Genomic DNA, 26,557 nt, shown 5'->3' on the forward strand with positions numbered 1-26,557 from the left:
TAGGTGCAGCCGGTAAAAGGACTGCGGTCGGCAGACTAATTCAACGTGCGAATAGCACGGCCAGTAACAAAGCCTTATAGGCGCAGAGCAAACTACCCGTTTAACGGGTAGTTATGATTTAAATTATTTTAATTTATAAGTAAAGATTTCATCTGAACCAGCTTTAACAGTAGCTCCGATGTTTCCTTTGATTTCGCTTATTACAGCTTCGTGGTTAGTGATTAAAACTGGAGTAGTTAATGGTTTACCTTTTGATTTGATGAATTCAGCATCAAATTTGATGATAGGTTCACCAGCTTTTACTTTTGTACCAGCTTCAACAAGTTGTTCAAACCCTTCACCGTTTAATTCAACAGTATCGATACCGATGTGTACTAATAATTCTACACCGTTATCTAAAGTCATAGCAAAAGCATGTTTAGTTTTGAATACTAAGCTTAATTCTCCATCAGCAGGAGCACATACAGTGTTACCAGTAGGGTTGATAGCAACACCATCACCAGCCATTTTTTCTGAGAAAACTTGATCTGGTACTTTTGATAATTCGATAACTTCTCCATCTACAGGAGCAACGAAGTTAAGAGCTTTTGATTTTTTGAAAAATCCAAACATATATATACCTCCTAAAATATTAATTCATTCTCTAGTTTTATACAGTGATAATTATATTATGCCTTGAGTTAAAACAAAAAGACATGAGCTGCCATTTAATGGTAAACTCATGCCATCATCACATGTAACACGTCATAAAAATTTTACACATAAATTACAATATAGTCAATACAAAATTATACGAAATGTGTAAACATATAGTTAATTATAGTAATACCATATTATTAATATGTATGATTTCATCAAAGTTTTTATAACCAAGTAATTTGTTTATTTCAGATGAATCATTGCCTTTGATTAATAATATTTCATTAGAAGAATAATTAACAATACCATTGGCTATTTTATCTTTTGAAGTAGATAAAATAGATACAACATCACCTTCAACAAAGCTACCAGTGACGTCTAAGATACCTTTTGGTAATAAACTATTATGATTTTTAAGAGCTATTACCGCACCATCATCAATTATTATTTCGCCTTGAGTTTTAGTTTCATAAGCAAGCCAATGTTTTTTACTATGCATAGGTTTAGAAGATGCCTTAAAGTAAGTACCTATTTCTTCACCATCAAAAATTCTAGTTATTACATTACGTTCATTACTATTAGCAATTATCATAGATGTACCAGAAGTAGTAGCAATTTTTCCAGCTTTAATTTTAGTAGCCATACCTCCAGTTCCAATAGAAGATCCAGCACCACTTGCCATTTTTTCAATATTTTCATTTATTTCATTTACAACTTTAATTAGTTTAGCATCTGGATTATCCTTAGGATTAGAATCATATAATCCATCAATATCAGATAGTATTATAAGTAAGTCAGCTTCTATTAATGAGGAAACCATCGCTGAAAGAGTATCATTGTCACCAAATTTAATTTCATCAACAGTTAAAGCATCATTTTCATTAACTATAGGAATAACACCTAGTTTTAATAATGAAAAGAAAGTATTTCGTGCATTTAAAAACCTTACTCTGTCAGACATATCATCTCTATTAAATAGTATTTGAGATGATATATTGCCGTATTCTGCAAATAACTTGTCATAAGTATGTATTAATCTTACTTGACCAACAGCGGCGCAAGCTTGTTTTTCAGGAATAGTAGGAGGCTTTTCAGCAAATCCTAGACGTCCCATACCGGCACTGATTGCACCAGATGATACTAGAACCACTTCTATTCCTCTATTATGAATATTAGAAAGATCCCTGACTAAATGATCTATAGCACTTAAGTTAAGTAATCCTGTATTATGAGTCAAAGAAGAGGAACCAACTTTAACTACAACTTTTTTTACATCTTTTATATAATTCATTTTAAAATCATCCCTTCTATAAATATAGGATACCATGTATTGTCTTGAAATAATATTAGTTATATAATTTACTTAAAAATAAGAGAAAGAGTGTGGAGCAAGATGAATAAAAAAATATCTTTTTTAGGTTGCGGAAATATGGCACAAGCTATGATAAATGGTGTAGTAAAAGCAAAACTAGTGGATACTTGTAACGTTATGGCTACAGATTTTGATGTTAATAAAACTAATTATATAAAGGAAGCGTTAGGAATTTCAACATCTAATGACAATATTGAAGCAGTAAATTTTGCAGATATAATAGTATTATGTGTAAAACCTCAACATATTAAAAGTCTACTAACTGATATTAAAAATGCGATAACTAATAAACAAACTATAGTTTCTATAGCTGCTGGTGTAGATATTAAATTATTAGAATCACTACTTGGCGATGATAAAAAGATAGTAAGAGTAATGCCAAACACACCAGCTTTAGTAGGTGAAGGTGCTAGTGCTTTATGTAAGAATGAAAATGTAACGGAAGAAGAATTTAAAGAAGTTATAGACATATTTTCATCATTTGGAGTTGCAGAAGTGGTAACTGAAAATCTTATAGATGCTGTTGTTGGCGTTTCAGGTTCATCTCCAGCTTTTGTATATATGTTTATTGAGGCTTTAGCAGATGGAGCTGTATTAGAAGGTTTACCAAGAGATAAGGCAATTAAGATGGCAGCACAAGCTGTACTTGGATCTGCAAAGATGGTATTAGAAACAGGTGAGCATCCAGGAAAGTTAAAAGATAATGTATGTTCTCCAGCTGGAACAACAATAGAAGCAGTATACGCATTAGAAAAGAATAATTTTAGAGGAACAGTTATAGAAGCTGTACATAAAGCAGCTGAAAAGAATAGAAATATGTAATAGTTTTTTTAATGAACTATGAATTTTAGTATTTTTATATTGATATAAATTTAAGATTATTTTAATAATGCTAAAAAGATGGCTTTGGTATTAATTCAGAGTCATCTTTTAATTTTTTGTGAAAATATATCGATAAAGGTACTGTAAATTGGTAGATAGAGCGGGATTCAACAAATATGCATCTTGCAGGATTTTTTATCATATAAGTAAAAAGTTTACATACTTTTGTTTTTATTTGAAAAATACAAGCAATTTTTATAAAAATATGATATTATATTAAATATAGTCTCAAAATTAAATATAAAGGAGAAAGATATGAAATTTAAAAGCGAGAAGTTAAAGATGATAGGACTTCCGCTAGCATGTATTATTCTACTATTCAATTTTAATTTACCGGTGAAAGCTTCACAGATAGAAAAAACAAGATGGACAGCCCATGTATCAACGGCTTTAGAAAAGTCAGATGATAATTATGAATTTCAAATAGGAGATTATAATAAAGATGGGAAAGAAGATTTATATATTATTAAGAAAAGAGTATCAGGAAGATCAGAATTACATGTCCTAAATGGTGCTGATAATTATAAATCTTTTTTGTTACATTTAATACTTCCAATTGAGGAAACTGATTCGAGTGTTATATTTAGATTGGGAGATTATAATGGAGATGGAATTGATGACCTATTCTGTATAAAGAAAAAGGTATCAGGAAGAACTGAAGTCCACGTAATGGATGGAAGTAAAAATTTCTCTTCATTTTTACTACAAAAAAGACTTCCAATAGAAGAAACAGATGAAAATGTTGATTTTCAAGTGGGAGATTACAATAAGGATGGTAGAGCAGACTTATACTGCATAAAGAAAAGAGTAGTAGGAAAAACAGAGGTTCATGTATTAAATGCAGCAACAGAATATTCTCAGTTTTTACTTCAAATTAGAACAGCGTTAGGTGAAGTAGGTTCTGAATGGGAATTCGGAATAAGTGATTATAATTCTGATAAGGTGCCGGATGTTTATTGTATTAATAAGCAGGGTGAGTCTAATACCGAAGTACGTGTATTGGATGGAGGTAGTGCATATCAATCATTTATACTTAATATACCTACTGTTATGGAGAAAACAGATGAGAATACAAAGTTTTTAGTTGGTAAGGGTAGATTTAATATATATCCAATAAAAAGGAAAGGTGCAACAAATACAGAACTTCATCAAATTAAGTTAGAAAATGACTTATCAGATAATCTTGTAAATAATGAAGTAGAGTTAGGATTTAACATAAACACAGCACTAGAAGCAACAAATAAGAATTCTGTATTTGCAGTTGGAGATTATAATAGAGATACTATTCAAGATCTTTTTATTGTAAAGAAATCTGTAGGAGGAAGAAGTGAACTACACATTTTGAGTGGTAAAAGCAGATATAGTTCATTTTCACTTCATAAAGTATTGCCTATAGAGGCAACAGATGAAAATTCTGAATTTAGAGTAGCAGATTACAATGGAGATGGAATTCTTGATTTATATTGGATAAAGAAACATGCTGGCAATAGAACGGAAGTTCATGTAATGGATGGAAGTAATAATTTTCAGACTTTCTTATTACAAATTGTATTACCAATAGAATCAACAAATTTAGATTCTAATTTTTATGTTGGAGACTATAATGGAGATAATGTACCTGATTTATGTTGGCTAAAGAAGCAAGCAGGGGGGAAGACAGAAGTTCACATATTAAGTGGTTCTGAAAAATATCAAAGATTTTTGCTTCAAAAAGTTTCAGCACTTCCAAGTTTAAGTGAAGATGTTGAATTTGGTTTAAATGATTATAATGGTGATGGCAAAATTGACTTGTATTGTATTAATAAGCAAGGAGAAAATGGAACAGAATTATATATATTAGATGGAAAAAATGAATATCAATCATTTTTACGTAAAATATCTACACCAATGGAAAAGAGAGATCAAAATACTCAAATGGTGTTAGTTCCAAATAATAAGATAAATATATATGCTATAAACAGACAAGGAAATTCATCAACTACTATTAGACAATTAAGAAATATTGGAGCTGGAGATGGTCTTGATTTTAAATATTCTGAAGATAGATTAGGAGAATTATCTGCAAAATATGAATCTAATGGAGATCCAGGAACTATATCTACAGGATATGGAGACATAGGTGGAAAATCATATGGTGCATGGCAATTAGCATCTAATATGGGATCTGTAGATAAGTTTTTAAGTTTCCTTAAAACTAATAATTTAAGTTACTATAATGAACTATCACAAGCAAAACAATCAGATGGAAATAAGTTTGGAACAAATTTTGATAATGCTTGGAGAAGTATAGCGAAGAGAGATAGAGCTGGATTTTTAGAATTGCAAAGAAAGTATATTAAGATGACATATTATGATGTATCAGCTAAACTACTAAAGAACTATAATTTTAACATTGAAGAACATTCATGGGCTTTAAAAAATGTATTATGGTCTACAGCGGTTCAACATGGTGCAAATGGAGCTGTCAATATATTTAGAACGGTTGGATTAGATCGAAATGAGAGGGATCTGATTATTGCAATATATGACGAACGTTCAAAAGTGGACAAGTATTTTTATAGCAGTAGTAAAGAAGTTCAAGAAGCTGTTAAAAATAGATTTGAAAGAGAAAAAAATGATGCATTAGAAATGTTAAAACAATAATTATTTAGTGAGGTAAGTTTATGAAAAAGAAATTTTTTATTGCCTTAATTTCTATAGTTTTAATATCAGTTACTTTCACTGCATGTGGAAAAGAATCATCTAAGAAAAATACTACTTCGAATAAACATAAAGTAGAAGAAACCAAAAAAGACGATTCTAAGGATAAAGATTCTTCTAAAAAAGAAGAGCTTGATACTGATGAAAAGGAAGAGTCTAATAATAAGAAAGATGATACTGTAACAAGTTCTAACAACCAAGGAAATGTAGGAAATCAAGGAAATGGTGTTATAGAAAATACAGTATTAAATTCAGTAGGTGATGATTCTGGTGCTAGACCAAGTGATTTTTATATATCAGAATTAATATCAAATTTTGAACAATTAGCAATAGATGCTAATAACAATGGAGATTTTTCAATTGTTTCCAGTATGATAACACAAGATAGTAGTTTTTATAAGAAAGAAAAAGAAACTATCGAAAGTTCATATAGAAATAATGTAAAGTATAATTTGTTAGATTATAATATTGAACAAATCAAAGCAATTGATAACAAAACTTATAAGGCATATGTTGTAGAAAATATTGAAGTTAAAGAAGGTAATGAATCAAATTTTCAAGCTAAACAATTTAAACATATTTATACTATAAAATTTGATGATTCAGGTATTGGTATCAATAATAAGGAAGAGTGGAATTAGATACCATAAAGGAAGAGCTGTTACACAAAAGTGTAACAGCTCTTTTTACATAGTCGCAATAGCAGCCTTTCTTACTTTTTTCTTTGTTTTTTCAGTTTCAATCATATCATCAAGAGAACTATATGCCTTTCTAACATAAAACAATGAAGTTATAAAAGATATAGCATCAGAAATAGGGAATGATATCCATGCACCGAAAACTCCAAGATTAAGAACTTTTACTAATATAAATACAATAGGTATAAATATTATTATTTGTCTATATATTGATAGTAAAAAAGAACTTTTTACATTTCCCATAGCTTGATAGTAATATATAGCTACATAATATACACCGATTATTGGGAAGATTGCCACTACAGTTCTAAATGCAGGAACTACGGTATTTAGAATATTTGTATCTGTAACAAATAAACTCATTATTTCTTTTGTAAATAACATAATGAAAAACCATACAGCTGAAGTAGTAACTGTTACAGATATAATAGATTTACGAATAATCTCATAAAGTCTAGTAAAGTTCTTAGCACCGTAATTATATGCTGCCATTGGTTGCATAGCTGATGAAACGCCGATGACTGTAACAAATAGAAACATTGAAACTCTTGTTATAAGTCCTATAGCAACAATAGCTACATCTCCACCACTAGATAGCAATAAGTTATTAAGAATAACTGATACTATTGCATCGGATATTTCAATAACAAAAGTCGAAAAACCAACACATATCATTGTTAATGCCATTGAAGGTTCAATACTTTTTAGAGAAAAACTAATAGTTAAGCCTTTTACTGCTTTTTTGTATTGATAAAATGCATATATTGATGATATTAATTGAGATACAGCAGTAGAAATTGCCGCACCAGCAATACCAAAGTCAAAAACTACAATTAGAATATAGTCAATTATAATATTTGCTATAGCACCAATACTAGTGCTGATTAGTGTTATTTTAGAGTTACCTAGTGCTGTAAGTATATATGATACAACTAAGGTAAATCCATTAAAAATAAGTCCAATTAATATAATTGAAACATAAGTTTTTGCATAACTTAGAGTATTAGAGCTAGCTCCAAGGCTTATCAATATTTTATCTTCAAATAAGTATATAGTACAAAGTACTATTGCAGATAACATTGTAACTAATGTTATAGAAGTTGGTATAATTTTTTGTATCTTTTTTAGATTACCTTCACCAGAAGCCTTTGCTACAGCAGTAGATGCACCTACTGATACAAGCATTGCTATTGCTAAAAACAGTCTTTGAATTGGGAAAGCTATAGTAAGTGCACCGATACCATTAGCACCAACAACTTGTCCTATATATAAAGAATCTACCATATTATATAGTTCTGATACTAATAGTGCGATAATGATTGGTAATGCAAATTTAAATAATACCTTCGATACACTACCTTCTTCAAAAGCCTTATTTCCATCTTGTAGACTTTCTTTAATTTCCATAGCTTCCACCTCCTATCTATAATAATTGTTAAAATTTAAAGCCGAAAATCTTTATGAAACTATTATATACAAGAAAAAATGGAAATTCTCTCACAACATTGCTGAATAAAAAGGACATTTTAGCTTAATATATAATTTGTAAAAGATATGAAAATAACAAGAAAGCACCTTAAAAAAGGTGCTTTTGTACTTTTTTTAATAAAATTAGACATGCTGAGTACCCTTGAAGTCTAATTATCATATTAAGTAGAGGAGTTTTTTTGCTATAACTTAAAGTTACATCTGGAAATGAAATTCTGTTTAACATTTGAAATTCTTCATCAGTTAAGCGCTTTGGTCTACCCATGGTAATCCAATGATTATATGAAGATCCGTGCTTTTCTCCGATTTCATATTTTGTTATTTTGTAGTCATACATTAGATTTGACAAAGTTAAAGAAATTTTCTTATCAGTAATATTTTTGTTAACCTTTAATGAAGATAAGTTTTCATCATAAGAATAAAGTAAAATTTGAAAATCTTCATTTGATTTAGTGACAATATAGCCATCTCCTTTGGAAATAACCTCATCACCTAGCAGAGATAATAAGTATAAGCCATAATATGAAGGCTTTCTTAGACCATTTAAGGTTAACATACCACAGTAACCAAAAAATAATTCGTTTTTTAATGGTGTAGTTTCATCTACTACATCAAAGGCTTTTATATTATATAGTTGCTTATTATTAATATAACTATGAATTATATAAGGAATCATAAAAGGTAAGTCATATATATGACTTACTTTATCCTCATAAGTAAAAGGCTCTTCCATCATATTGCTTAGATTAAAATCTTTTAATATATCATTAGTTTTGTTAATATACTTTGTTGGTAAATTTGAAGATGGTCTAAACTTCCACTGGTATATATCTTCGTAATCATATAAATCAAAAAAGTATAACAGAAAACTTTTAAATAGCTTTGAAAAGTAGTCTATATTATCAAAAACTTTATCAACTACAATCATTGGAGTTATATTTAGTTTAATAAGAGCATCGAGAAGTCCTTCAACTTCATTCCAGTTTAAAAAGTCTACGTTATCATTAAAATAAATTTTCATATCTTTATGAAATAAATATTCAACTAATCCATATTTAAAATGCATATTATTTTGCAATATTTCAACATAGGAACGTTTAGCAGATTTTAAAATTTCAAAAGCATCACCGAGATTTATTATTTCAGTCCAACTGTGGAATAAAGGAGATCCTTCATCGGCAGTGTTGATTGATAACGTGATGATTTTATGTTCATAATTGAAACGTTCATAGTTTTCTAGATACTTGGATAAGTGATCTACAGAAAGTGAAAGGGGGAATTCGGTAAACTTTTTTGCTGTTTCATATTTATCAGCTGTAAGATAGTATTTTTTTCTATATTGCAGTGGTGTAATTTTATAATGTTTTTTAAAGTGTTTATTATAGTATCTACTATGAGAAAAACCTACTTCTTCTGATATATCGAGGATTGTTTTATCAGTTCCAAGCAATAGTTTTACCGATTCGTCAACTCGTATCATATTAACAAAATCCTTAAATGAAAGACCACTCATATTTTTAATTTCATGAGACAAATAGTAAGAACTTAAGAATTCTTGCTCAGCAATATCGCTAAGGGAAATCTTATTATCATAATTGTTGTATATAAATTTTGTTATTCTATGATATCTTTTGAATTGTAGTGAGTTAACTTTATTTTCGTTATCATCGTATATTAAATAGTGAAAATTATTTATAAGATGAAATAGTAATTTTACACTAGTATTTTCTATAGCATCATCATAGCCATCGTTTTTCTGTATAAGTTCACAAGCTAAAATAGATAATAATTCTCGTAATGTTTCATCTCTTTCTTGTTCTTGGTGATCTGGTTCTGAAAGAGTTGTATAAAAGAAGGTATTATCCATATCATGATAATATTTTTCAAAGAAGCTTTGATCAAAATGAAATATTAAAACTAGATTATCTTCAGATGTAGCATAAAATTTATGAGCTTCATCAGGATTTATAATTTCAACAGACTTTTCTTTCAATACATACTCAGAAGATTCTAGGATAGCATTAATACTACCTTTTAAAACAAAAATAATTTCCATAGAATTATGCCAATGAATAGGGTAATCTGTTATTTTTTCTAAAGATACTTTTACAGGTAGATTATTGTTAAAAGTAATAGCTTCCTTTCGCATAAGTCCTCCTTTATGTAATATATTATATGGGTTATAATACAATAATAAGAAAAAAACATAGTAAAAGGCAAGGGGTATATTGACAAATTTTCAGTATAATTAAATTAGAGGAGGAATTATAATGAGTGAAAATTTAAAAAAAGTACAAGACTTAAAAATAGAAAGAACTATAAAAGCATTAAAAGAAAATGGAATTAATGGTTATAAGGTTAAAAATAAAGAGGAACTTAGGAAGCTGATAGAATCATTAATAGAAAAGAAATCAACAGTAACTGTTGGTGGATCAATGACACTTTTTGAGTCTGGAATAATTGATTTGTTAAGAAACGGAGAGTATAACTTTTTAGATAGATATAAAGAAGGATTAACTAGAGAAGATATAGAGAAAATATATAGAGAAGCTTTTTCTGCAGATTATTATTTAACTTCTACTAATGCGTTAACAGAAAAAGGTGAATTATATAATGTTGATGGAAATGGCAATAGGGTAGCAGCTATGATTTTTGGACCTAAGAAAGTTATTGTTGTAGCAGGAGTAAACAAACTAGTTAAGAACTTAGATGAAGCTATACTAAGAATGAGAGAAATATCGGCACCAGCTAATGCTATTAGATTAAACAGAAAAACTCCATGTGCTAAGGTGGGATATTGTTGTGATTGTAAGTCACCAGAAAAGGTATGTAGGGAATATACAGTAATAAAGAGTCAAGGAAATAAAGAAAGATTTCATGTAATAATAGTTGAAGAGAATTTAGGATATTAATAAGAAAATTTTAAAAAAAGCATTATACAATTAAACACTAGAAATGTAAAAAAAATAATGTAAAAAAATAATATGTAATTTATTAAAAAATATTGCAAAAATACTAAAAATATTGTAGAATAAAGTTGTAAGAAAAAACAGATACAATAAATTGGCTTAAAAGACAATACCAATATCAAATTTCCTCCACTATGTAATTGGAAATAAAAAAACTGCTACACATTTCGCGTGGCAGTTTTTTTGTGGTGGAAAATTCATAAAGAATCTATTAAAATATACAGGTTTAACTTCAATTAGATTTATTTGTGAAAGTACTGATAGTAATAGCACTTAATTCTACCATTATAAAGTTTTCTGTTCTTGTCGCTTTTTCTACCAAAAGATTTTTCAAACTTTTCAGAAGAAGTTATTATGAAGTAACTCCATCCATTAAGTCCTTTAAATGTATTTCCCATATCTTTGTAAAGATTTAAGACAGCCTTTTCATCTTGAAGTCTTTCACCATAAGGTGGATTACATATGATAACTCCATTAGGTTCATTAGAAAACACTCTACGTACATCCATTGATCTGAAGGTGATCATATCATCTACACCAGCTAGTTCACTATTTTCTTTTGCTACATCTATTATTTTTTTATCTATGTCAGATGCATAAATTTTAAGTTCCTTATCATAATCAATTGCTTCATAGGCTTCTTTTTTTATTTTTTTGAATAGTTCTTTGTCAACAAAGTGAAAATCTTCAAAGTCAAAACGACGATTAAGTCCAGGGGCAATATTTAAACCTATCATAGCAGCTTCAATAGCTATAGTTCCAGAACCACACATAGGGTCTATAAGAGGTTTACTTGGATTCCAATCAGATAATTTAACTAATGCTGCAGCTAATGTTTCTTTTATTGGAGCCTCATTACCATGAGCACGGTAACCTCTTTTATGTAGTGGAACACCAGATGTATCTAAAGTAACAATTACTCTATCTTTTAGTATAGATACTAATATAGAATAGCGAGTACCATCTTCTTCAAACCAGTCAACATCATAAGTTTCTTTCATCTTATTAATAATTGCTTTCTTTGATATACTTTGGATATCTGAAAGAGAAAATAATGTTGATTTTACTGATTTAGCATTAACAATGAATTCTCCATCAACAGTTAAGTAATCAGCCCAAGGAAGAGCTTTAATACCTTGAAATAACTCTTCAAATGTAGTAGCGACAAAATCACCTATTTTGATATGAACTCTATCACTACAACGAAGATAAAGATTTGATTTTATCATGCCTGATACATCAGTATCATAAGTTACCCTTCCATTTTCTACTTCTAAGTTAGTGAACCCTAGTTCTTTAAGTTCTTTAGAAACTATTGATTCTAAGCCCATAGGCGCCGTTGCAATAAGTGTTAGTTTATTCATAAGTATCTCTCCTAATATAATATACTTTTCATTATATCAAAAAGGACTGAATAATATCAGTCCTTTGATTTTGGAATTTTCATAAGTGCAAATTCTTTCATATCTTCAGATTTGTTCATATAGTACTCATTAGTTATTTTATTTAATGAATTCAGACATTCATTATACTCTTTCAAAGAAAAATGACAACGTGCTTTCAAAAAATATAATTCGTCAATATGAATAGATTTCAATGCAAGGTTACAATATTCTAAAGCTAATGGATAGTCTTTTTCATCTATCAAAATATCTGCTATAGTAGGAACACTTGCAGGAAATGAACGATTAAAAATATTATTAATAGCTCGTTTTATTAAATCTTTTGAAGTACCATTTGTATATAAAATGTGAATAGCATCGTGAACCTCTTTAATATCCAAGTATTACACCACCTTCTGTGTATGTTGTGTGCATAATAACAATATATGCATAGTAAATCAATAAGGCTACCATACTAATTTAAAAAGAGGTGGAAAAATGAGAATAAGATTTGGATATGTAGCGATAGCTTTAGGTTTGGGTAAAAATATAACATCATCATCTACAGTAACTTTTACTAATTATAATAAAATGAGTAATGATGAAGAAAGATTAAATAAACTAAAAAAAGTGACATTAGGTAACTTACAAGCATTAAAAAAAATTTTAGAGTATAACGTAGAAAAAAACATACATTTTTATAGAATGACTTCAGCATTGATTCCATTAGCTACCCATCCTGAAGTTAAAGGATGGGATTATAAAAAATACTTTAAAAAAGAATTTGAGGAAATTGGAGATATAATAAAAAAATTTAATATGAGAGTAGATGCGCATCCTGATCAGTTTAACGTAATAAATTCAAATAGAGCAGAAGTGGTTGAAGCTACTAAGAGAAATCTCATTCACTTTTGCGAAATATTTCAGCTAATGGGCTATGAGGATTATAAGTTAGTATTACATGTAGGTGGTGCAACTGGTGGCAAAGAAAAAGCGCTAGAAAGATTTAAAGATAATTTTGAAGTCTTTGATAAAAAGTTAAAAGATAAAATAATTATAGAAAATGATGATAAGACATATACGATGAAAGAAACTTTAGAGTTGTGTGAATCCTTAAATATTCCAATGGTATTAGATGTACATCATCATAATTGTAATAATAATGGAGAGAATATATCGGAATATTTAGTAAGGATATTTGATACATGGAAAGATGAAAAATTACCACCTAAAGTTCATTTTTCTAGTCCTAAAGATGGAATAAGAGATAGAAAACACCATGAATATATAAATGTTGAAGAAATGAAGAAGTTTATAGATATTACTAAACTTATGGGAGAAAGTTTCGATATTATGATAGAAGCAAAAATGAAAGATTTAGCAATGCTAAAAGTAGTATCAGAGTTAAAAAAAAGTGAATTTGATATAGATATAGAATAGAACTTTGTATTTATTAATGAGGGGGGATAGAATGGAGTCATATCGTCAAATTATAATAATAAGTTATGATGATGACTTAAATATTATAAAAACACAAAACGTAACAGAGAAAAATGTTAATACTATAAAAACTAGGCTTCATTCGATAATTAATAATAAATATGAAGAAGATGATGAAGGGTATGTATTTTTTAGAGATGCAAACAGCAGTTATATTTCTAAAGTAGCTATATTTAAAAATAAAAAGATAATACATACTATAATTAAAGAAAATGGGTATTTTGATAATTATCCAATAACATATATAAATAGCAAAATATTAAATATAGATTATAAAAATATAACATTATATGAGCTAGAAAAAATAGCTATTGGTGAAGAGATTAATACGGAAACTATAAGTAAATTTGTATCCGCTAAACCTGATAACAATTACAATGAGTCTAGAATAAGAATATTAAAAAGATTAATAAATATATTAATTATGAGTAAAGAAGAACAGAAAAAAATCATATTAAAAGATACAGAAGATAATTGTCTTATGTGGATTGGTGCATTAAGTTTTTTATTTCCTGTAAAGTTAGCTCATGATATATCGTTTAATACTTTAGGTAATGGTATAGATAATAATTTTGATATAAACTGCGTTAAAGAAAAAAATGATATTACTATTTCTTTATATGTAGAAAATGAAAGTAAATATTATATACATGATTTAATTGAAGGATTAGAAAGTAAGCCAACAATAGATACTAGATATGCTAATTTAGCTCAAATAGGATATACTATTTCGTACAATAATATCAAAGCAGTAACTACTTTTATGGATAAGTTTAATTATCGTAATATAAGAAGAGATATTGATGATTGCTATAGTTTATATAGTTTCATATATACTATGTCATCAACAGAAGCTGAACGAGTTATAAAAGGAATAGAGTTCTTAGATAAGTATGGAGATAAACATGTAAAGTACGGAATAATAAATATATTAGAACTTAGAATAACATCAAATATATGTATTGTTTCTAATGAAGTAGCATTAGCATTTATAGATTTAATGCATGATGTTTCAGAGGGATATAGTGATGATAAATTTTATAAGAAGAGTTTTAGATTTTTAGCAATGTATATAAATGAACTTACTATTATGAGAAAATATATGAAAGCAGAAGATGTAATAAATTTCTTTGAAGATATATATCATAAAAATGAAGACAATAGAGATCTTATAATAAAATATTTATTAGGAAAAGCAAATGCTAATTATATTAAGAAATACATTGAAGATGATAGGGTAATTGATATATATTCTAAGATAATTAATATTATTGGAAATGATGAAGAAGATGCTGAATGGTATGTAAAAGCATTAATAGAAAACAGATTATCAATGTATAGGTAAAAGTGATACCTAGAGTAATAGAAAATAGGATTGTCGCACAAAGAAGTAAGATTAGAGTGCGGCAGTTTTTTTCAGCAAAATAGAGTATCAAGGCACAAGGTACAGGTATATATCAGTGCACAGGTGTCAGTTCACAGTGCACAGTTGCTTGGAATTGTGAATTGTCTGAATTGAAAAAGAGGTATCGCTAACAACTTTTCATTTGTTAATGCAACACCTCCATTTTTATATTGCTATATTAAAAGACAAATAGCTTGAGAAGATATTCCTTCTTCTTTTCCGGTGAAACTAAGTCCTTCTTCAGTAGTTGCTTTAACATTAATATTTTTTATATCAATGTTAAGGGCATTAGCAATATTTTCTCTCATTAAATTAATGTGAGGAGCCATTTTAGGTTTTTCAGCGATAATAGTAGCATCTATATTTCCTATGCTATATCCGGCTGCAGTTACAAGATGACCAACTTCTTCTAAAAGTTTTATAGAAGAGGCACCTTTAAATTTTACATCGGTATCAGGAAAATGTTTACCAATATCACCAAGAGCAGCTGCACCTAAGAGAGCATCCATTATGGCGTGTAATAAAACATCGGCATCAGAGTGACCTAATAAGCCTAATGTATGAGGAATTTCAACTCCTCCAAGGATAAGTTTTCGATTGGTTACTAATTTATGTACGTCATAACCCATTCCAATTCTCATAAAAACACCTCACTAAATTTTATATATAAATTATAAATAGTATTACTAATAGATACAAGTATTTATAAGTATTGACTTTATTAAGGGAAATATCTATAATTTTTTTATAAGTGTATATTAAACTATGATGAGACCAGTAGGTATAGTGGAGATTTCAGAGAGCTAACGGTAGCTGTGAGTTAGTATTAAAACTATATTGAATAACGACTCGGAGTTTCTAACTGAAGGACATTTTATTGTCTGTGTAGGATTAGAGGGTTAAACCCCTTATATTTTTGAGTGGCTTTTTATAGAGCAACTAGGGTGGTACCGCGAAAGTATGTCCTTCGTCCCTATTTAGGGATGAGGGACTTTTTATTTTATTTTTAATATAGTAGTTATATAATTAAGACTTTGAAAGGATGGTAATAATGGAAAATACTTTAGTTAAGTCGCTTTTTAGAGAAAGTGACAAATTTGCAGGAAAAACAGTTAAAGTAAGTGGATGGGTAAGGACTATAAGATCAAATAATAACTTTGGATTTATAGAATTAAATGACGGTAGTTTCTTTAAGAATCTACAAGTTGTTTTTGAAAATACATTAGATAACTTTAAAGAAATATCAAAGATAGCTATAAGTTCATCTTTAGAGATAGAAGGAGAAGTTGTATTAACACCAGATTCAAAACAACCTCTTGAATTAAAAGCAACTAATATAGTTATTCATGGGCATAGTAACTCAGATTATCCATTACAAAAGAAAAGACATACAATGGAATATTTAAGAACAATTGCACACTTAAGACCAAGAAGTAATACTTTTTCAGCTGTATTCAGAGTAAGAGGATTAGCTGCATACGCAATTCATAAGTTCTTTAATGAAAGAGGATTTGTATATGTAAATACTCCAATAATAACAGCATCAGACTGTGAAGGTGCAGGAGAAATGTTTAGATTAACAACATTAGATCCTAAAAATCCTCCATTAACTGAAGATGGTGAAGTAGATTTTTCACAAGATTTCTTTGGAAAACCTGCAAATCTTACAGTTTCAGGTCAATTAAATGGAGAAACTTATGCATTAGCATTTAGAAATATATATACTTTTGGACCAACATTTAGAGCTGAAAATTCTAATACTGGAAGACACGCATCAGAGTTCTGGATGGTAGAACCTGAAATGGCTTTTGCAGAGTTAACAGATTACTTAGATTGTGCAGAAGATATGATCAAATATATTATCAGTTATGTTCTTGAAAATGCACCAGAAGAAATGGAATTCTTCTCTAAGTTTATTGATAAAGGATTAATGGACAGATTAAATAACGTTGTAAATTCTGAGTTTGCAAGAGTAACTTATACAGAAGCTGTTGAAATACTACAAAAATGTGATAAGGAATTCCAATATCCAGTAGAATGGGGTATTGATCTTCAAACAGAACATGAAAGATATTTATCAGAAGAAGTATTTAAGAGACCAGTATTTGTTACTGACTATCCAAAAGATATAAAAGCTTTCTATATGAGATTAAATGATGATGGAAAGACTGTTGCTGCAGCGGATCTTTTAGCACCAGGAGTAGGAGAAATCATTGGTGGATCTCAAAGAGAGGAAAGATTAGATGTTCTAGAAGCAAGAATGGAAGAATTAGGATTAAACAAAGAAGATTATTGGTGGTATTTAGAACTTAGAAAATACGGAGAAACTAAACATTCAGGTTTCGGACTAGGATTTGAAAGAATTCTTATGTATTTAACAGGAATGAGTAATATAAGAGATGTAATACCATTCCCAAGAACACCAGGAAATGCTGATTTCTAGAATATAGATTTAAAGTTTAAGAAAGCTACTTTGCAAAATACATTTATGTGATTTTGCAGTGTAGCTTTTATTAATATAAGGAGAGAATACAAATGAAAGTTGAATTAGTTATATTTGATATGGATGGCTTGATGTTTGATACAGAAAAAGTAGCTAAGAGGGCTTGGAAGGAAACTGGTGATAAGTTTCAGTATAAATTTGAAGGAGAAATTTTTGATAGATTTCTTGGAAGAAATATAGTGGCTGTTAGAAATGAAATAATAGAGACTTATGGTGAAGAATGTCCGGTAGATGAAATTATAAAAGAAGTAAAGTATTTAGAAAACAAGATAGTTGATGATGAGGGGCTTGTTGTTAAAGAAGGTTTATATGATCTTTTAGAACATCTTAAAGGGATTAATGTTAAGTTAGCCGTTGCAACATCTAGTAAGAGAGAAAGAGCTACAAAACTTTTAACTTTAGCAAAGATAGAAAATGAATTTGATTATATAATCTGTGGTGATGAAGTAACAAAGTCAAAGCCAGATCCAGAAATATTTTTAAAGGTGGCTGAAAAACTTAATTGTAAACCAGAAAACTGTATAGTAATGGAGGATTCAAGACAAGGGATACAAGCTGCCAAGAGTGCTGGTATGAATCCTATAATGGTTCCAGATTTATTAGATGCTGATGAAGAAACAGCAGCAAGATTATATAAGAAAATAAAGCACTTAGGTGAAGCAATAGAGATTATTAGATAATTCACAATTCAGCCAATTCACAATTAAGGATGAGGTGCAGTTGACAATTTAGTCAAGTAACAATTTAAGATTTAAAGATTTTTAAAGGGCTGTTATACAAATTTTTGTATAGCAGTTTTTTGTTATTGAAAAACAATATTCTATCTGTTATATTATAAGTATAACAGAGGAGGTTCAGTAATGGAGATAAGAATAGATTTTGAATCTGATTGCGCTATTTATACTCAATTAAAGAATGAGATTATAAGGCTTATAGCTGAGGGAAAATTATCAGATGGTGATTCATTACCGTCAGTGAGGTCTTTAGCTGAGGATATTGGTATTAATCTACATACTGTTAATAAAGCATATAATCTACTAAAGGTAGAGGGATATATACAATTAGATAGAAGAAAAGGGGCCATAGTATCTGTTACTAAGTGGGATGATGAGATGTTGAATAATTTGAAAAGTGATATGGGTATAATGGTAAATCAATGTATATGTAAAGGAATAAAAGAGGAACAGATATTAGAGATAATAAAAGATTTATATTGTGGGGGTAATTAAAAAATGATGACGGTAATAATTTTTATATGTACATTAATAACAGCATTTTCATATTTATATGAGGGGAAGAATATATATTTTGGTGTTAGATTACCATTGGCTTTTACAATTACAGAAGAGATGAAAAGTATTAAAAGAAAATATATAAAGCGTAGTATATTATTAAGTATATTTATGGGTATTATATGTTTTGTATTTGAGTATTTAATTAAAGGAGCTTATGCCATAAGTATTTTAATCCTATTAGTTTTTTTATCAATCTTTTTAGTAGCGTATCTATTTTCTTTAGGAAATAAAGCGGTTAAGAAAATAAAACATAGAGATAAGTGGAGTGGATATACTAAAGATATTGTAATTGTTGATATCAACTATAGAAAAAAAGAAAATATGAAAATTGCACCAAAGTTTATATGGATTTTTCCCGTAATTATTTTTATATGCAACTTCTTCTTAAGTATATATAGTTATAAAAATAGTAATATGGTAATGTCTAAGATGGATATAGTAATATTGCCAAATGTAATAAACTTATTTCTTTTATTAATTATGATGATATCTTATAAAATGATAATTAGAGCTAAAACCACAATAAATGGTGGAGAAATTGATGGGATAAAAAAGTTTAACTATAATTCAAGATATTATTTATCATTTATTCCACCAATCTCAACAATTGTATTAATGGTTATGCAATTATTTATAACTAAATTAATTTATAATAAGTATTCTATTATACAATATACAGGGATAATAAGTATATCTATAGTATGTATATTAATAATTACATTAGTATTGGTAGTAAATATAAATAGAGAACGTGAAGATATTGCTGAATCTGGTGATGTAATAAATAGAGATGATGATAAATTTTATAAATGGGGAACAATTTATTGTAATCCATATGATCCTACTGTATGGATAAGTTCTCGAAATGGATTAGGAGTTACAATAAACTTTGGAAATAAAAAAGGGAAAATAGTAGCAACAATTATATCAATACCTATAGTAGGTATAATATTATTTACGTCAATAGTTTTGCCGATAAGTATGAATAATAAAAATATATATTATAGCAATAATAAAATATCTATTGATACATTGTATGGAATGGATATTAATAAAGAAGATATAGAAAATGTTGAGCTTATTCATAAGAAGGATATGGGAAAGAATATTGTTAGAACAAATGGAGCTAGTGTTACTAATATGCACTTAGGAAATTACAGTGTTAATGGGATATATTCTAAAATGTATATTGAAGATGACAGAGAAAAGATTATAGAAATAAACTTAAAAGATAATGCAAAAGTTTTTATAAATTATAAAGATGAAATGAAAACAACTGATGAGTTTAATAAAATTAAAAGTTATATATCGTAATAAAAAGAGGTTTCGCATTAACAAATGAAAAGTTGTTAGCGATACCTCTTTTTCAATTCAGACAATTCAGGGCACAGGTTAGATGGCACAAGTAAGGTTAATTTTCCCCTGTGGGGAAAATATTATAGTCTTTAGGGCGGCAAGAGGTACAATTATATTTATAGATATGTTTAGTGCATATATAAAACTATTATACTTAAGTGTTGTTTTTACAAAGCATGTGCTCCCACTTCAAGCTCAATGTGAATTACTTTAATGATACTGCTTGGCTACCTAAGCTTTCCCAACGAGACTTAAATAATTCCTTATCTATATATTTTTCAGTACCATCATATGGATCATTAACTATGACATTAGTTTCATCAAAACCTATTAATAAATAGGCATGTTCTGGAGCAATCCAAGAAAAGGTGCCATTGTTAGTTTCCCATGTTTTTGTTATTGATGGGTCTTTCATATCAATAGTAGCCCACATAATTACTGGTTTATTTGCTTTTATAGTATCTAATATAATGTCAAAAGATGATCCTGTTAAGTTCTTAGCTTCATTATTAGTATATTCATTTATTAAATCAATTATTGGTTTGTGATATACACCATAAGAATTTTTAGAAAAAGGATCTCCAATAAAACTTTCATTAGGATCAGTACCATATAAAGTACCGTTTTTATACGTTGGAAGAGGACTTGTTTTTATACCATGTGCTAATAGAAGTTTATCAACTTTATATCCATACCAATTCAATAACATTGTGGTAGCTACAATTTCACATCCAGATGGAAGTTCAGGAAACTGGTTAATAAGTGGTACATGAATTATTTTAAAGGTACTGTTTGCAGATTCATTAGAAGATAAAATAGATGTATTGCTTGATATTGTAGCAGTAGGTATTTTATTTGTAGTAGTTTTTTGATTTTTTATATATGGAAAATATAAATATAATGAAATTCCTACAGATATAGTAGTTAATATAAATAATAAAAATATAAAAAACTTTTTCATCATCTCACCTAAAATTTTAATTGTTAGATAAGTAAATTATCGTAATTAAGTGTATAACATTAATAGATTTAATTAGTGAATATATTAAAATAAAAATATTGTTTACGGGGAATAATATTATAGATAAAAATATTTAAAAGGCGGGAAGTTTAATGAAAAAGTATTTAAAAAAGATAAGTATTTTTATGGTATTATTAGTTTCTTTTATGGGTATTATTAGTTGTGGAAAAAAAACGAGTAACGATGATGTAGATTTTGCATTATCTGATTTTACAAATAAAATAGGGTCTGACTTAGAAGGTTTAAAAGAAGGTACAGAAGATGACTTAAAGAATATTTATGATATTTCAAAAGATGATGTTGAAGATTTTAAACTTTATATATCACCAGATGGAACTTTAGATGATGATATTTTGATTATAAAGGCAAAAAGTAAGGATGATCTTGAAGAATTAAAAAATAAGGTAGAAACTACAAAGGATAAAGCTGAGAAAGAGTTAAAAGATGAAGATAAAGAGGCTAAAGAAAAAATAAAAAATTCAAAAGTATATACAAAAGGAAGATATTTAGTATATAGTATATCTGATGATGGAAAAAATATTAAAAATTCATTTGAAGAAATGTTTAATAAATAAAAAGAGGAGTTGTCGCACAAAAGTGTGACACTCCTTTTTTATCCCCAGATAAGAGTATTGTATAAATCTTTATATATATAAGCTGAGTTTTCCCAACTATTAGAAGAGTTCATAGCATTTCTAGATATTATATCCCAATGATACTTATCCCAATAGAAATGAAGTCCACGTTTAATTGTATTTAGCATATCTCTAGCATTATAATTTGTAAAAGTAAATCCATTTCCTTCTTTATAATGTTCATTGTAAGAGAAAACAGTATCTCTAAGACCACCAGTTTCTCTAACAATAGGTATAGAACCATATCTTAGTGCTATTAATTGTGAAAGACCGCAAGGTTCAAATTTTGAAGGCATTAAGAAAAAGTCAGAAGCACCGTAAATCCTTTGAGCAAGAGAATTATCAAAGTAAATATTAGAAGAACATCTATTAGAATATTTATTAGCAAAGTATCTAAAACTATGTTCATAATTTGGATCACCAGTACCTAACAAAACAAATTGGACATTTTCGCTGCACATTAATTCTTCAAATACAGTACATACTAAATCTAATCCTTTTTGATCAGTTAATCTAGATACAAGACCTATTAATGGTGTATCAGCATTTTGTTCTAAGCCTAGTTCTCTTTGAAGATTAACTTTATTCTCACGTTTTAACCAATAGTTATTAACATCATATTTTACAGGAAGGTGAATATCAGTTGCAGGATTAAATGTATCATAATCAATACCATTTACTATGCCCCAAAGATCATTACATCTTTTATGTAATAGTCCCCCTAAAGTTGAACCAAGAGGTTCACTTTGAATCTCATTAGCATAGGTATTAGATACAGTAGATATCTTATCAGAATATACAATTCCACCTTTCAGAAAGTTTACTGAGTTATAGTATTTTAGTGATGATTCATTAAAATAACCTTCATTTAACTCTAATAAATCTAGGATAGATTTATCAAAGACACCTTGATATTGTAAGTTGTGTATAGTAAGTGCTGTTTTTATTCGTGTATAATTATCAAAAAATCTATAGTGATCTTTTAATAATGCTGGAATCATAGCAGTATGCCAATCATTGCAGTGTATTATATCAGGTTCAAAATCATGCATATATGGAATACTTTGAAGTACTGCTTTAGAGAAGAAAGTGAAACGTTCCCCTTCATCAGTATATCCATAAGAACCAGGACGATTAAAATAGTATTCATTATCTATAAAATAGAAAGGTATACCATCAAATTCTAGAAATTCTATTCCACAATATTGTTTTCTCCAACCTACTGAAACTATATAATTTCCTTTATGACTCATAGAATTTTTAAAGTAGTCTGGAATAGAACTGTACTTAGGCATAATAACTCTTATGTCTACATCATCAAATTTTCTTAGTGCTTTTGGAAGAGAGTATGATACATCACCTAAACCTCCAGTTTTTAAAAATGGATGGCATTCAGATGTTACAAATAAGACTTTCAAAAATAATTCCCCCTTTAAAATGTAGTTCTTTTTTGTATAACTAATGGAAATTCAATATCTCCTTTTAAATCTTTGTTATTTTCAACTAAGACGTTTTTGTCCATAATCACGTTATCTAATTGTGAATTTGTCCCAATAGAACAGTTTTGCATTATAATACAATTTTTAAGGATAGCTCCTTTAGATATTTTTACTCTCCTACCAATAACACAATTTTCAATAGAACCTTCTATAATACAACCATTAGCTATAAGTGAATTCCTAACGTTGCAGTCACTAGTGTATTTAGTTGGAGGACCATCAGATATTTTAGTAAATATTAATCCATTAGAATAAAATAAATCTTTAGATTTTTTTAAATCCAAAAGATCCATATTTAAGTTATAGTAGGATTGTAATGAGTTTACACATTGCAAATAGCCTTTAAATTCATAGGTCGATAATTTAAGAATATCGATATTAGAGTAAATATAATTTTTTATGTTGGTCCAGATACCTTTTTTTATGCAGTCATATATTATAGATATAAGTTTTTCTTTACTCATAATAAACATTTCCATAGATATATTTAAATTGTTATTTGTACCGATATTTCTGCCAACAGAAATTAATTGACCAGATTCATCTATATTTAGTACATCACAATCTCTAAAAGATTTTTTACCATTAGAAACTTTCTTGTATAATATTGTTATTTCTGAGCCAGTTTTCTCGTGATATTTAACGGCTTCTTCCAAGTTTATATTGCAGACCATATACGATGAAGAAATAATTACGTTAGTTTCTTTACTCCTATGAAGATGTTCTATATTATTACTTATAACTTCAATGTCACAAAAGTTTTCTGAATGACCAGAGGTATTTAAAAATAGTCCTCCTATTTTTCTATCTAAGTCCCATGGAGCGCCTGAACCTAAATGATCTATTAGAGATCTGCTATTATTATGAGTAAGTACACCAATATTCTTAATTCCTGAGTTAACCATATTAGAAAGAATAAAATCTATAATTCGGTATCTGCCACCAAGAGGAATAGAAGCTAATGGTCTATTTTGCGTTAATGATTTAATATGAGACTCTTTTTCGTTAAGACAAAGTATGCCCATATAATTGTTTAACATATGAAATCCTCCCTATAGTCTTTAGCTAAATTACTTCTTTTATTTCAGATAATATAGAGTTTGCTTTAATATCTTCATGGTCTCCAACTACATAAATTTCATTTCCATCACCAATTTGAGAAAGCTTTCTTATTATAGAATCACAACCGATGATAGCTTTATCAATTATGACATTTTCGCCAATAGTAACATTATTCATAATTACAGAATTAGTTATTTTAGATCCTTTACCTACAGTTACACCAGAGAAAAGAACAGAATTAGAAATCTCGCCTAATACTTTACAGCCTTCTACTAAAATTGAATTATGCACTTTTGCCTCAGAACCTATATATTGAGGTGGCATATTAGGATTTACAGAGTAAATTGTCCAATTTGGGTCATGAAGATTTAATTCACTATTTATATCTAGAAGATCCATATTAGATTCCCAAAGAGATTCGATAGTACCGACATCTTTCCAATAGCCTTTAAAAGGATATGCGAAAAGTTTTCTATTATCAGCAAGCATATTTGGAATTATATTTTTTCCAAAGTCATTTGAAGACTTTTTATCTAATTCATCTTCTTTTAAATACTTTTTTAATAAGCTCCAATTAAAAATATATATTCCCATAGAAGCCATGTTATTCTTAGGTTCTGTAGGCTTTTCTTCAAATTCATATATAGAATTATCAGTATTTGTATTCATAATTCCAAAACGTGAAGCTTCATCTAAGGGTACTTCGATGACAGCAATAGTTGCATCAGCATTTTTTTCTTTGTGATACTGAAGCATTTTTTCATAATTCATTTTATATATGTGATCACCTGAAAGAATCAACACATATTCAGGATCGTAGGAATCTATATAATGTCTATTTTGATATATAGCATTTGCAGTTCCTTTATACCAATCTCCTCCACTTTCTTTCATATAGGGTGGTAATAAACTCACTCCTCCATTAATACGATCTAGATCCCAAGGCGCACCGATACCAATATGAGAATTTAATATCTGTGGTCTATATTGGGTTAGAACGCCAACGGTATCAATGCCAGAATTAGAACAATTACTAAGAGCAAAATCTATAATTCTATATTTGCCACCGAATGGTACCGCTGGCTTAGCTACTCTTTTAGTAAGGATTCCGAGTCGACTACCCTGCCCTCCAGCAAGAATCATTGCCAGAATTTCCTTTTTTGTCATATAAAAAACCCTCCCATTGCATTGGTAAAAATATTTAAAGTTTATAATATTTACCAAATATGAATAAATTTGTATGTTCATAATAATAATTATACAGTAAATATACAAAGTAAAAAAGTAAATTATGTAAAGAACATAGATATTAATTAAAGAAAAATAAAACAAAATAAATCAGTAATTTACAAATAATGGTAATTAATAAAAAGAAGAATATAGAATAAGGACTAACATTATCAAATGTTAGTCCTTGAAATTAATTTCTATATTTATTAGTTTACCTAAAGGTTTTATATTTTTTTTATCAACTGTTTCAGAAAGTTTTCCGCCTTTAGATAATAAAAGATATTTACCATTACCTAAGTTTTTTATATATTTTATGCAACGTTGATTTTTATATTCGATAAAGCATAAAGAATTATTTTCTAGTTCGCCTATCTTAGCAAAGAATCCTTTATCGCCTTTTTCAATTCTATATTCTGATAAATCAGTATCTTCTATAATAAGATAAAATACTTTGTCACTATTGAAATTTTCAATTTTATTATTGGTTACAACCCTAGGAATTGTAGATAGTGTTTTCAATTCATAATTGTAAACAGGTACTGATTTAACAACAGAGCTAAGAGCATCTGTCCAGATTGAATTTATCGGTGATTCTGTAGGCTGTTTCTTTTTTTGAGACATAAATTCAGATGATTTAACTTTAGGCTCATTAGATACATCATTAGATAAAGTTAGATCATTTAAATCTTCACCTAAAACTTTTGTAAGTTTAGACATAAGTGATTCATTTATTATTTTTCTTCCAAGCTCTATATCATTTATAAATGATTCAGAAACACCAAGCTTTTTACTAAGTTGCTTTTGATATGATACCTCTAAAGTAGACATGGTAAATAACCAAAATCTACTTTGGAGGTATTTTTTATGGGAAGACAATATAAATATTCTTTTGAAGATAAAATCAAGGCAGCAAAAGATTAT

Annotated in this window: 23 protein-coding genes and 1 other annotated feature; of the genes, 11 read left to right on the top strand and 12 right to left on the bottom strand. The window is 28.4% G+C overall.

Annotated features, from left to right (window positions below; all coding sequences use genetic code 11):
* Positions 1-123 precede the first annotated feature (123 nt).
* On the bottom strand, positions 124-612 hold the full coding sequence (locus KQI30_RS13400; protein WP_216463851.1) for a PTS sugar transporter subunit IIA: 489 nt from the start codon (positions 610-612) through the stop codon (positions 124-126).
* A 205-nt stretch (positions 613-817) separates the two neighbouring features.
* Positions 818-1,930, bottom strand: coding sequence for a glutamate 5-kinase (proB, locus tag KQI30_RS13405; protein ID WP_216463852.1), 1,113 nt, complete (start codon positions 1,928-1,930; stop codon positions 818-820).
* 102 nt (positions 1,931-2,032) lie between these two features.
* On the opposite strand from proB, the gene proC reads away from it, so the two are divergent.
* The 3 genes from proC to KQI30_RS13420 all read left to right on the top strand — a co-directional run bounded on the left by proC (position 2,033) and on the right by KQI30_RS13420 (position 6,234).
* Positions 2,033-2,833 (top strand): pyrroline-5-carboxylate reductase, encoded by an 801-nt coding sequence (gene proC / locus KQI30_RS13410; protein WP_216463853.1) that lies wholly within the window; start codon positions 2,033-2,035, stop codon positions 2,831-2,833.
* 315 nt (positions 2,834-3,148) lie between these two features.
* On the top strand, positions 3,149-5,536 hold the full coding sequence (locus tag KQI30_RS13415) for an FG-GAP repeat domain-containing protein (protein WP_216463854.1): 2,388 nt from the start codon (positions 3,149-3,151) through the stop codon (positions 5,534-5,536).
* A gap of 20 nt (positions 5,537-5,556) precedes the next feature.
* On the top strand, positions 5,557-6,234 hold the full coding sequence (locus tag KQI30_RS13420; RefSeq protein ID WP_216463855.1) for a TcaA NTF2-like domain-containing protein: 678 nt from the start codon (positions 5,557-5,559) through the stop codon (positions 6,232-6,234).
* Between the two features lie 45 nt (positions 6,235-6,279).
* On the opposite strand, the gene KQI30_RS13425 is transcribed toward KQI30_RS13420, so the two are convergent.
* Both KQI30_RS13425 and KQI30_RS13430 read right to left on the bottom strand, forming a co-directional pair.
* Positions 6,280-7,698 (bottom strand): MATE family efflux transporter, encoded by a 1,419-nt coding sequence (locus tag KQI30_RS13425; RefSeq protein WP_216463856.1) that lies wholly within the window; start codon positions 7,696-7,698, stop codon positions 6,280-6,282.
* Positions 7,699-7,867: 169 nt separating this feature from the next.
* Positions 7,868-9,928 carry a helix-turn-helix domain-containing protein gene (locus tag KQI30_RS13430; RefSeq protein ID WP_216463857.1) on the bottom strand — a complete coding sequence of 687 codons (2,061 nt, stop codon included), beginning with the start codon at positions 9,926-9,928 and terminating at the stop codon, positions 7,868-7,870.
* Positions 9,929-10,049: 121 nt separating this feature from the next.
* Here KQI30_RS13430 and KQI30_RS13435 point away from each other — a divergent pair, with 121 nt between their 5' ends.
* A complete protein-coding gene (locus tag KQI30_RS13435; protein ID WP_216463858.1) occupies positions 10,050-10,691 on the top strand; it encodes a lactate utilization protein in 642 nt (213 codons plus the stop codon).
* Positions 10,692-10,990: 299 nt separating this feature from the next.
* Here the strand turns inward: KQI30_RS13435 and KQI30_RS13440 are convergent, their stop codons facing one another.
* Complete coding sequence (locus tag KQI30_RS13440; RefSeq protein WP_216463859.1) at positions 10,991-12,112, bottom strand: THUMP domain-containing class I SAM-dependent RNA methyltransferase; 1,122 nt, start codon at positions 12,110-12,112, stop codon at positions 10,991-10,993.
* A 56-nt stretch (positions 12,113-12,168) separates the two neighbouring features.
* Positions 12,169-12,531: a hypothetical protein gene (locus tag KQI30_RS13445; protein WP_216463860.1), complete on the bottom strand. Its 363-nt coding sequence runs from the start codon at positions 12,529-12,531 to the stop codon at positions 12,169-12,171.
* 97 nt (positions 12,532-12,628) lie between these two features.
* Here KQI30_RS13445 and uvsE point away from each other — a divergent pair, with 97 nt between their 5' ends.
* Both uvsE and KQI30_RS13455 read left to right on the top strand, forming a co-directional pair.
* On the top strand, positions 12,629-13,570 hold the full coding sequence (gene uvsE / locus KQI30_RS13450; RefSeq protein ID WP_216463861.1) for a UV DNA damage repair endonuclease UvsE: 942 nt from the start codon (positions 12,629-12,631) through the stop codon (positions 13,568-13,570).
* Between the two features lie 31 nt (positions 13,571-13,601).
* Positions 13,602-14,975 (top strand): hypothetical protein, encoded by a 1,374-nt coding sequence (locus tag KQI30_RS13455; protein ID WP_216463862.1) that lies wholly within the window; start codon positions 13,602-13,604, stop codon positions 14,973-14,975.
* Positions 14,976-15,208: 233 nt separating this feature from the next.
* On the opposite strand, the gene ispF is transcribed toward KQI30_RS13455, so the two are convergent.
* On the bottom strand, positions 15,209-15,676 hold the full coding sequence (ispF, locus tag KQI30_RS13460; protein WP_216463863.1) for a 2-C-methyl-D-erythritol 2,4-cyclodiphosphate synthase: 468 nt from the start codon (positions 15,674-15,676) through the stop codon (positions 15,209-15,211).
* A gap of 115 nt (positions 15,677-15,791) precedes the next feature.
* Positions 15,792-16,013, top strand: a binding site (T-box leader).
* 73 nt (positions 16,014-16,086) lie between these two features.
* On the opposite strand from ispF, the gene asnS reads away from it, so the two are divergent.
* From asnS to KQI30_RS13480, 4 genes are all read left to right on the top strand, one after another.
* Complete coding sequence (asnS, locus tag KQI30_RS13465; protein ID WP_216463864.1) at positions 16,087-17,478, top strand: asparagine--tRNA ligase; 1,392 nt, start codon at positions 16,087-16,089, stop codon at positions 17,476-17,478.
* Positions 17,479-17,570: 92 nt separating this feature from the next.
* Entirely contained in the window at positions 17,571-18,218 is a 648-nt protein-coding gene (locus tag KQI30_RS13470) for an HAD family hydrolase (RefSeq protein WP_216463865.1), read from the top strand.
* Between the two features lie 180 nt (positions 18,219-18,398).
* Positions 18,399-18,767 (top strand): GntR family transcriptional regulator, encoded by a 369-nt coding sequence (locus tag KQI30_RS13475; protein ID WP_216463866.1) that lies wholly within the window; start codon positions 18,399-18,401, stop codon positions 18,765-18,767.
* 3 nt (positions 18,768-18,770) lie between these two features.
* Positions 18,771-20,147 carry a hypothetical protein gene (locus KQI30_RS13480; protein WP_216463867.1) on the top strand — a complete coding sequence of 459 codons (1,377 nt, stop codon included), beginning with the start codon at positions 18,771-18,773 and terminating at the stop codon, positions 20,145-20,147.
* 247 nt (positions 20,148-20,394) lie between these two features.
* On the opposite strand, the gene KQI30_RS13485 is transcribed toward KQI30_RS13480, so the two are convergent.
* The gene (locus KQI30_RS13485) at positions 20,395-21,150 is read right to left on the bottom strand and encodes a C39 family peptidase (RefSeq protein ID WP_216463868.1); all 756 of its coding nucleotides are present in this window, start codon (positions 21,148-21,150) and stop codon (positions 20,395-20,397) included.
* Between the two features lie 152 nt (positions 21,151-21,302).
* Here KQI30_RS13485 and KQI30_RS13490 point away from each other — a divergent pair, with 152 nt between their 5' ends.
* Complete coding sequence (locus KQI30_RS13490; protein ID WP_216463869.1) at positions 21,303-21,785, top strand: DUF4358 domain-containing protein; 483 nt, start codon at positions 21,303-21,305, stop codon at positions 21,783-21,785.
* 38 nt (positions 21,786-21,823) lie between these two features.
* Here the strand turns inward: KQI30_RS13490 and glgA are convergent, their stop codons facing one another.
* The 4 genes from glgA to KQI30_RS13510 form a co-directional block, all read right to left on the bottom strand.
* Positions 21,824-23,263, bottom strand: coding sequence for a glycogen synthase GlgA (glgA, locus tag KQI30_RS13495; RefSeq protein ID WP_216463870.1), 1,440 nt, complete (start codon positions 23,261-23,263; stop codon positions 21,824-21,826).
* 14 nt (positions 23,264-23,277) lie between these two features.
* Positions 23,278-24,384 carry a glucose-1-phosphate adenylyltransferase subunit GlgD gene (gene glgD, locus KQI30_RS13500; RefSeq protein WP_216463871.1) on the bottom strand — a complete coding sequence of 369 codons (1,107 nt, stop codon included), beginning with the start codon at positions 24,382-24,384 and terminating at the stop codon, positions 23,278-23,280.
* 25 nt (positions 24,385-24,409) lie between these two features.
* Complete coding sequence (locus KQI30_RS13505) at positions 24,410-25,573, bottom strand: glucose-1-phosphate adenylyltransferase (protein ID WP_216463872.1); 1,164 nt, start codon at positions 25,571-25,573, stop codon at positions 24,410-24,412.
* Between the two features lie 240 nt (positions 25,574-25,813).
* A partial coding sequence (locus tag KQI30_RS13510) for a helix-turn-helix domain-containing protein (protein ID WP_216463873.1) occupies positions 25,814-26,557 on the bottom strand: 744 nt, incomplete at its 5' end.

The organism is Clostridium bornimense, from assembly GCF_018917145.1.
Classification (GTDB): Bacteria; Bacillota; Clostridia; order Clostridiales; family Clostridiaceae; genus Clostridium_AN; species Clostridium_AN bornimense_A.

Coding starts and splice junctions, on each gene's coding strand:
- KQI30_RS13485 (WP_216463868.1), bottom strand. CDS start 21,150: ATGAAAAAGTTTTTTATATTTTTATTATTTATATTAACTACTATATCT.
- glgD (WP_216463871.1), bottom strand. CDS start 24,384: ATGTTAAACAATTATATGGGCATACTTTGTCTTAACGAAAAAGAGTCT.
- KQI30_RS13475 (WP_216463866.1), top strand. CDS start 18,399: ATGGAGATAAGAATAGATTTTGAATCTGATTGCGCTATTTATACTCAA.
- asnS (WP_216463864.1), top strand. CDS start 16,087: ATGGAAAATACTTTAGTTAAGTCGCTTTTTAGAGAAAGTGACAAATTT.
- KQI30_RS13455 (WP_216463862.1), top strand. CDS start 13,602: ATGGAGTCATATCGTCAAATTATAATAATAAGTTATGATGATGACTTA.
- KQI30_RS13430 (WP_216463857.1), bottom strand. CDS start 9,928: ATGCGAAAGGAAGCTATTACTTTTAACAATAATCTACCTGTAAAAGTA.
- uvsE (WP_216463861.1), top strand. CDS start 12,629: ATGAGAATAAGATTTGGATATGTAGCGATAGCTTTAGGTTTGGGTAAA.
- proB (WP_216463852.1), bottom strand. CDS start 1,930: ATGAATTATATAAAAGATGTAAAAAAAGTTGTAGTTAAAGTTGGTTCC.
- KQI30_RS13490 (WP_216463869.1), top strand. CDS start 21,303: ATGAAAAAGTATTTAAAAAAGATAAGTATTTTTATGGTATTATTAGTT.
- KQI30_RS13435 (WP_216463858.1), top strand. CDS start 10,050: ATGAGTGAAAATTTAAAAAAAGTACAAGACTTAAAAATAGAAAGAACT.
- KQI30_RS13415 (WP_216463854.1), top strand. CDS start 3,149: ATGAAATTTAAAAGCGAGAAGTTAAAGATGATAGGACTTCCGCTAGCA.
- KQI30_RS13480 (WP_216463867.1), top strand. CDS start 18,771: ATGATGACGGTAATAATTTTTATATGTACATTAATAACAGCATTTTCA.
- KQI30_RS13440 (WP_216463859.1), bottom strand. CDS start 12,112: ATGAATAAACTAACACTTATTGCAACGGCGCCTATGGGCTTAGAATCA.
- KQI30_RS13400 (WP_216463851.1), bottom strand. CDS start 612: ATGTTTGGATTTTTCAAAAAATCAAAAGCTCTTAACTTCGTTGCTCCT.
- proC (WP_216463853.1), top strand. CDS start 2,033: ATGAATAAAAAAATATCTTTTTTAGGTTGCGGAAATATGGCACAAGCT.
- KQI30_RS13470 (WP_216463865.1), top strand. CDS start 17,571: ATGAAAGTTGAATTAGTTATATTTGATATGGATGGCTTGATGTTTGAT.
- KQI30_RS13505 (WP_216463872.1), bottom strand. CDS start 25,573: ATGACAAAAAAGGAAATTCTGGCAATGATTCTTGCTGGAGGGCAGGGT.
- KQI30_RS13425 (WP_216463856.1), bottom strand. CDS start 7,698: ATGGAAATTAAAGAAAGTCTACAAGATGGAAATAAGGCTTTTGAAGAA.
- KQI30_RS13420 (WP_216463855.1), top strand. CDS start 5,557: ATGAAAAAGAAATTTTTTATTGCCTTAATTTCTATAGTTTTAATATCA.
- ispF (WP_216463863.1), bottom strand. CDS start 15,676: ATGAGAATTGGAATGGGTTATGACGTACATAAATTAGTAACCAATCGA.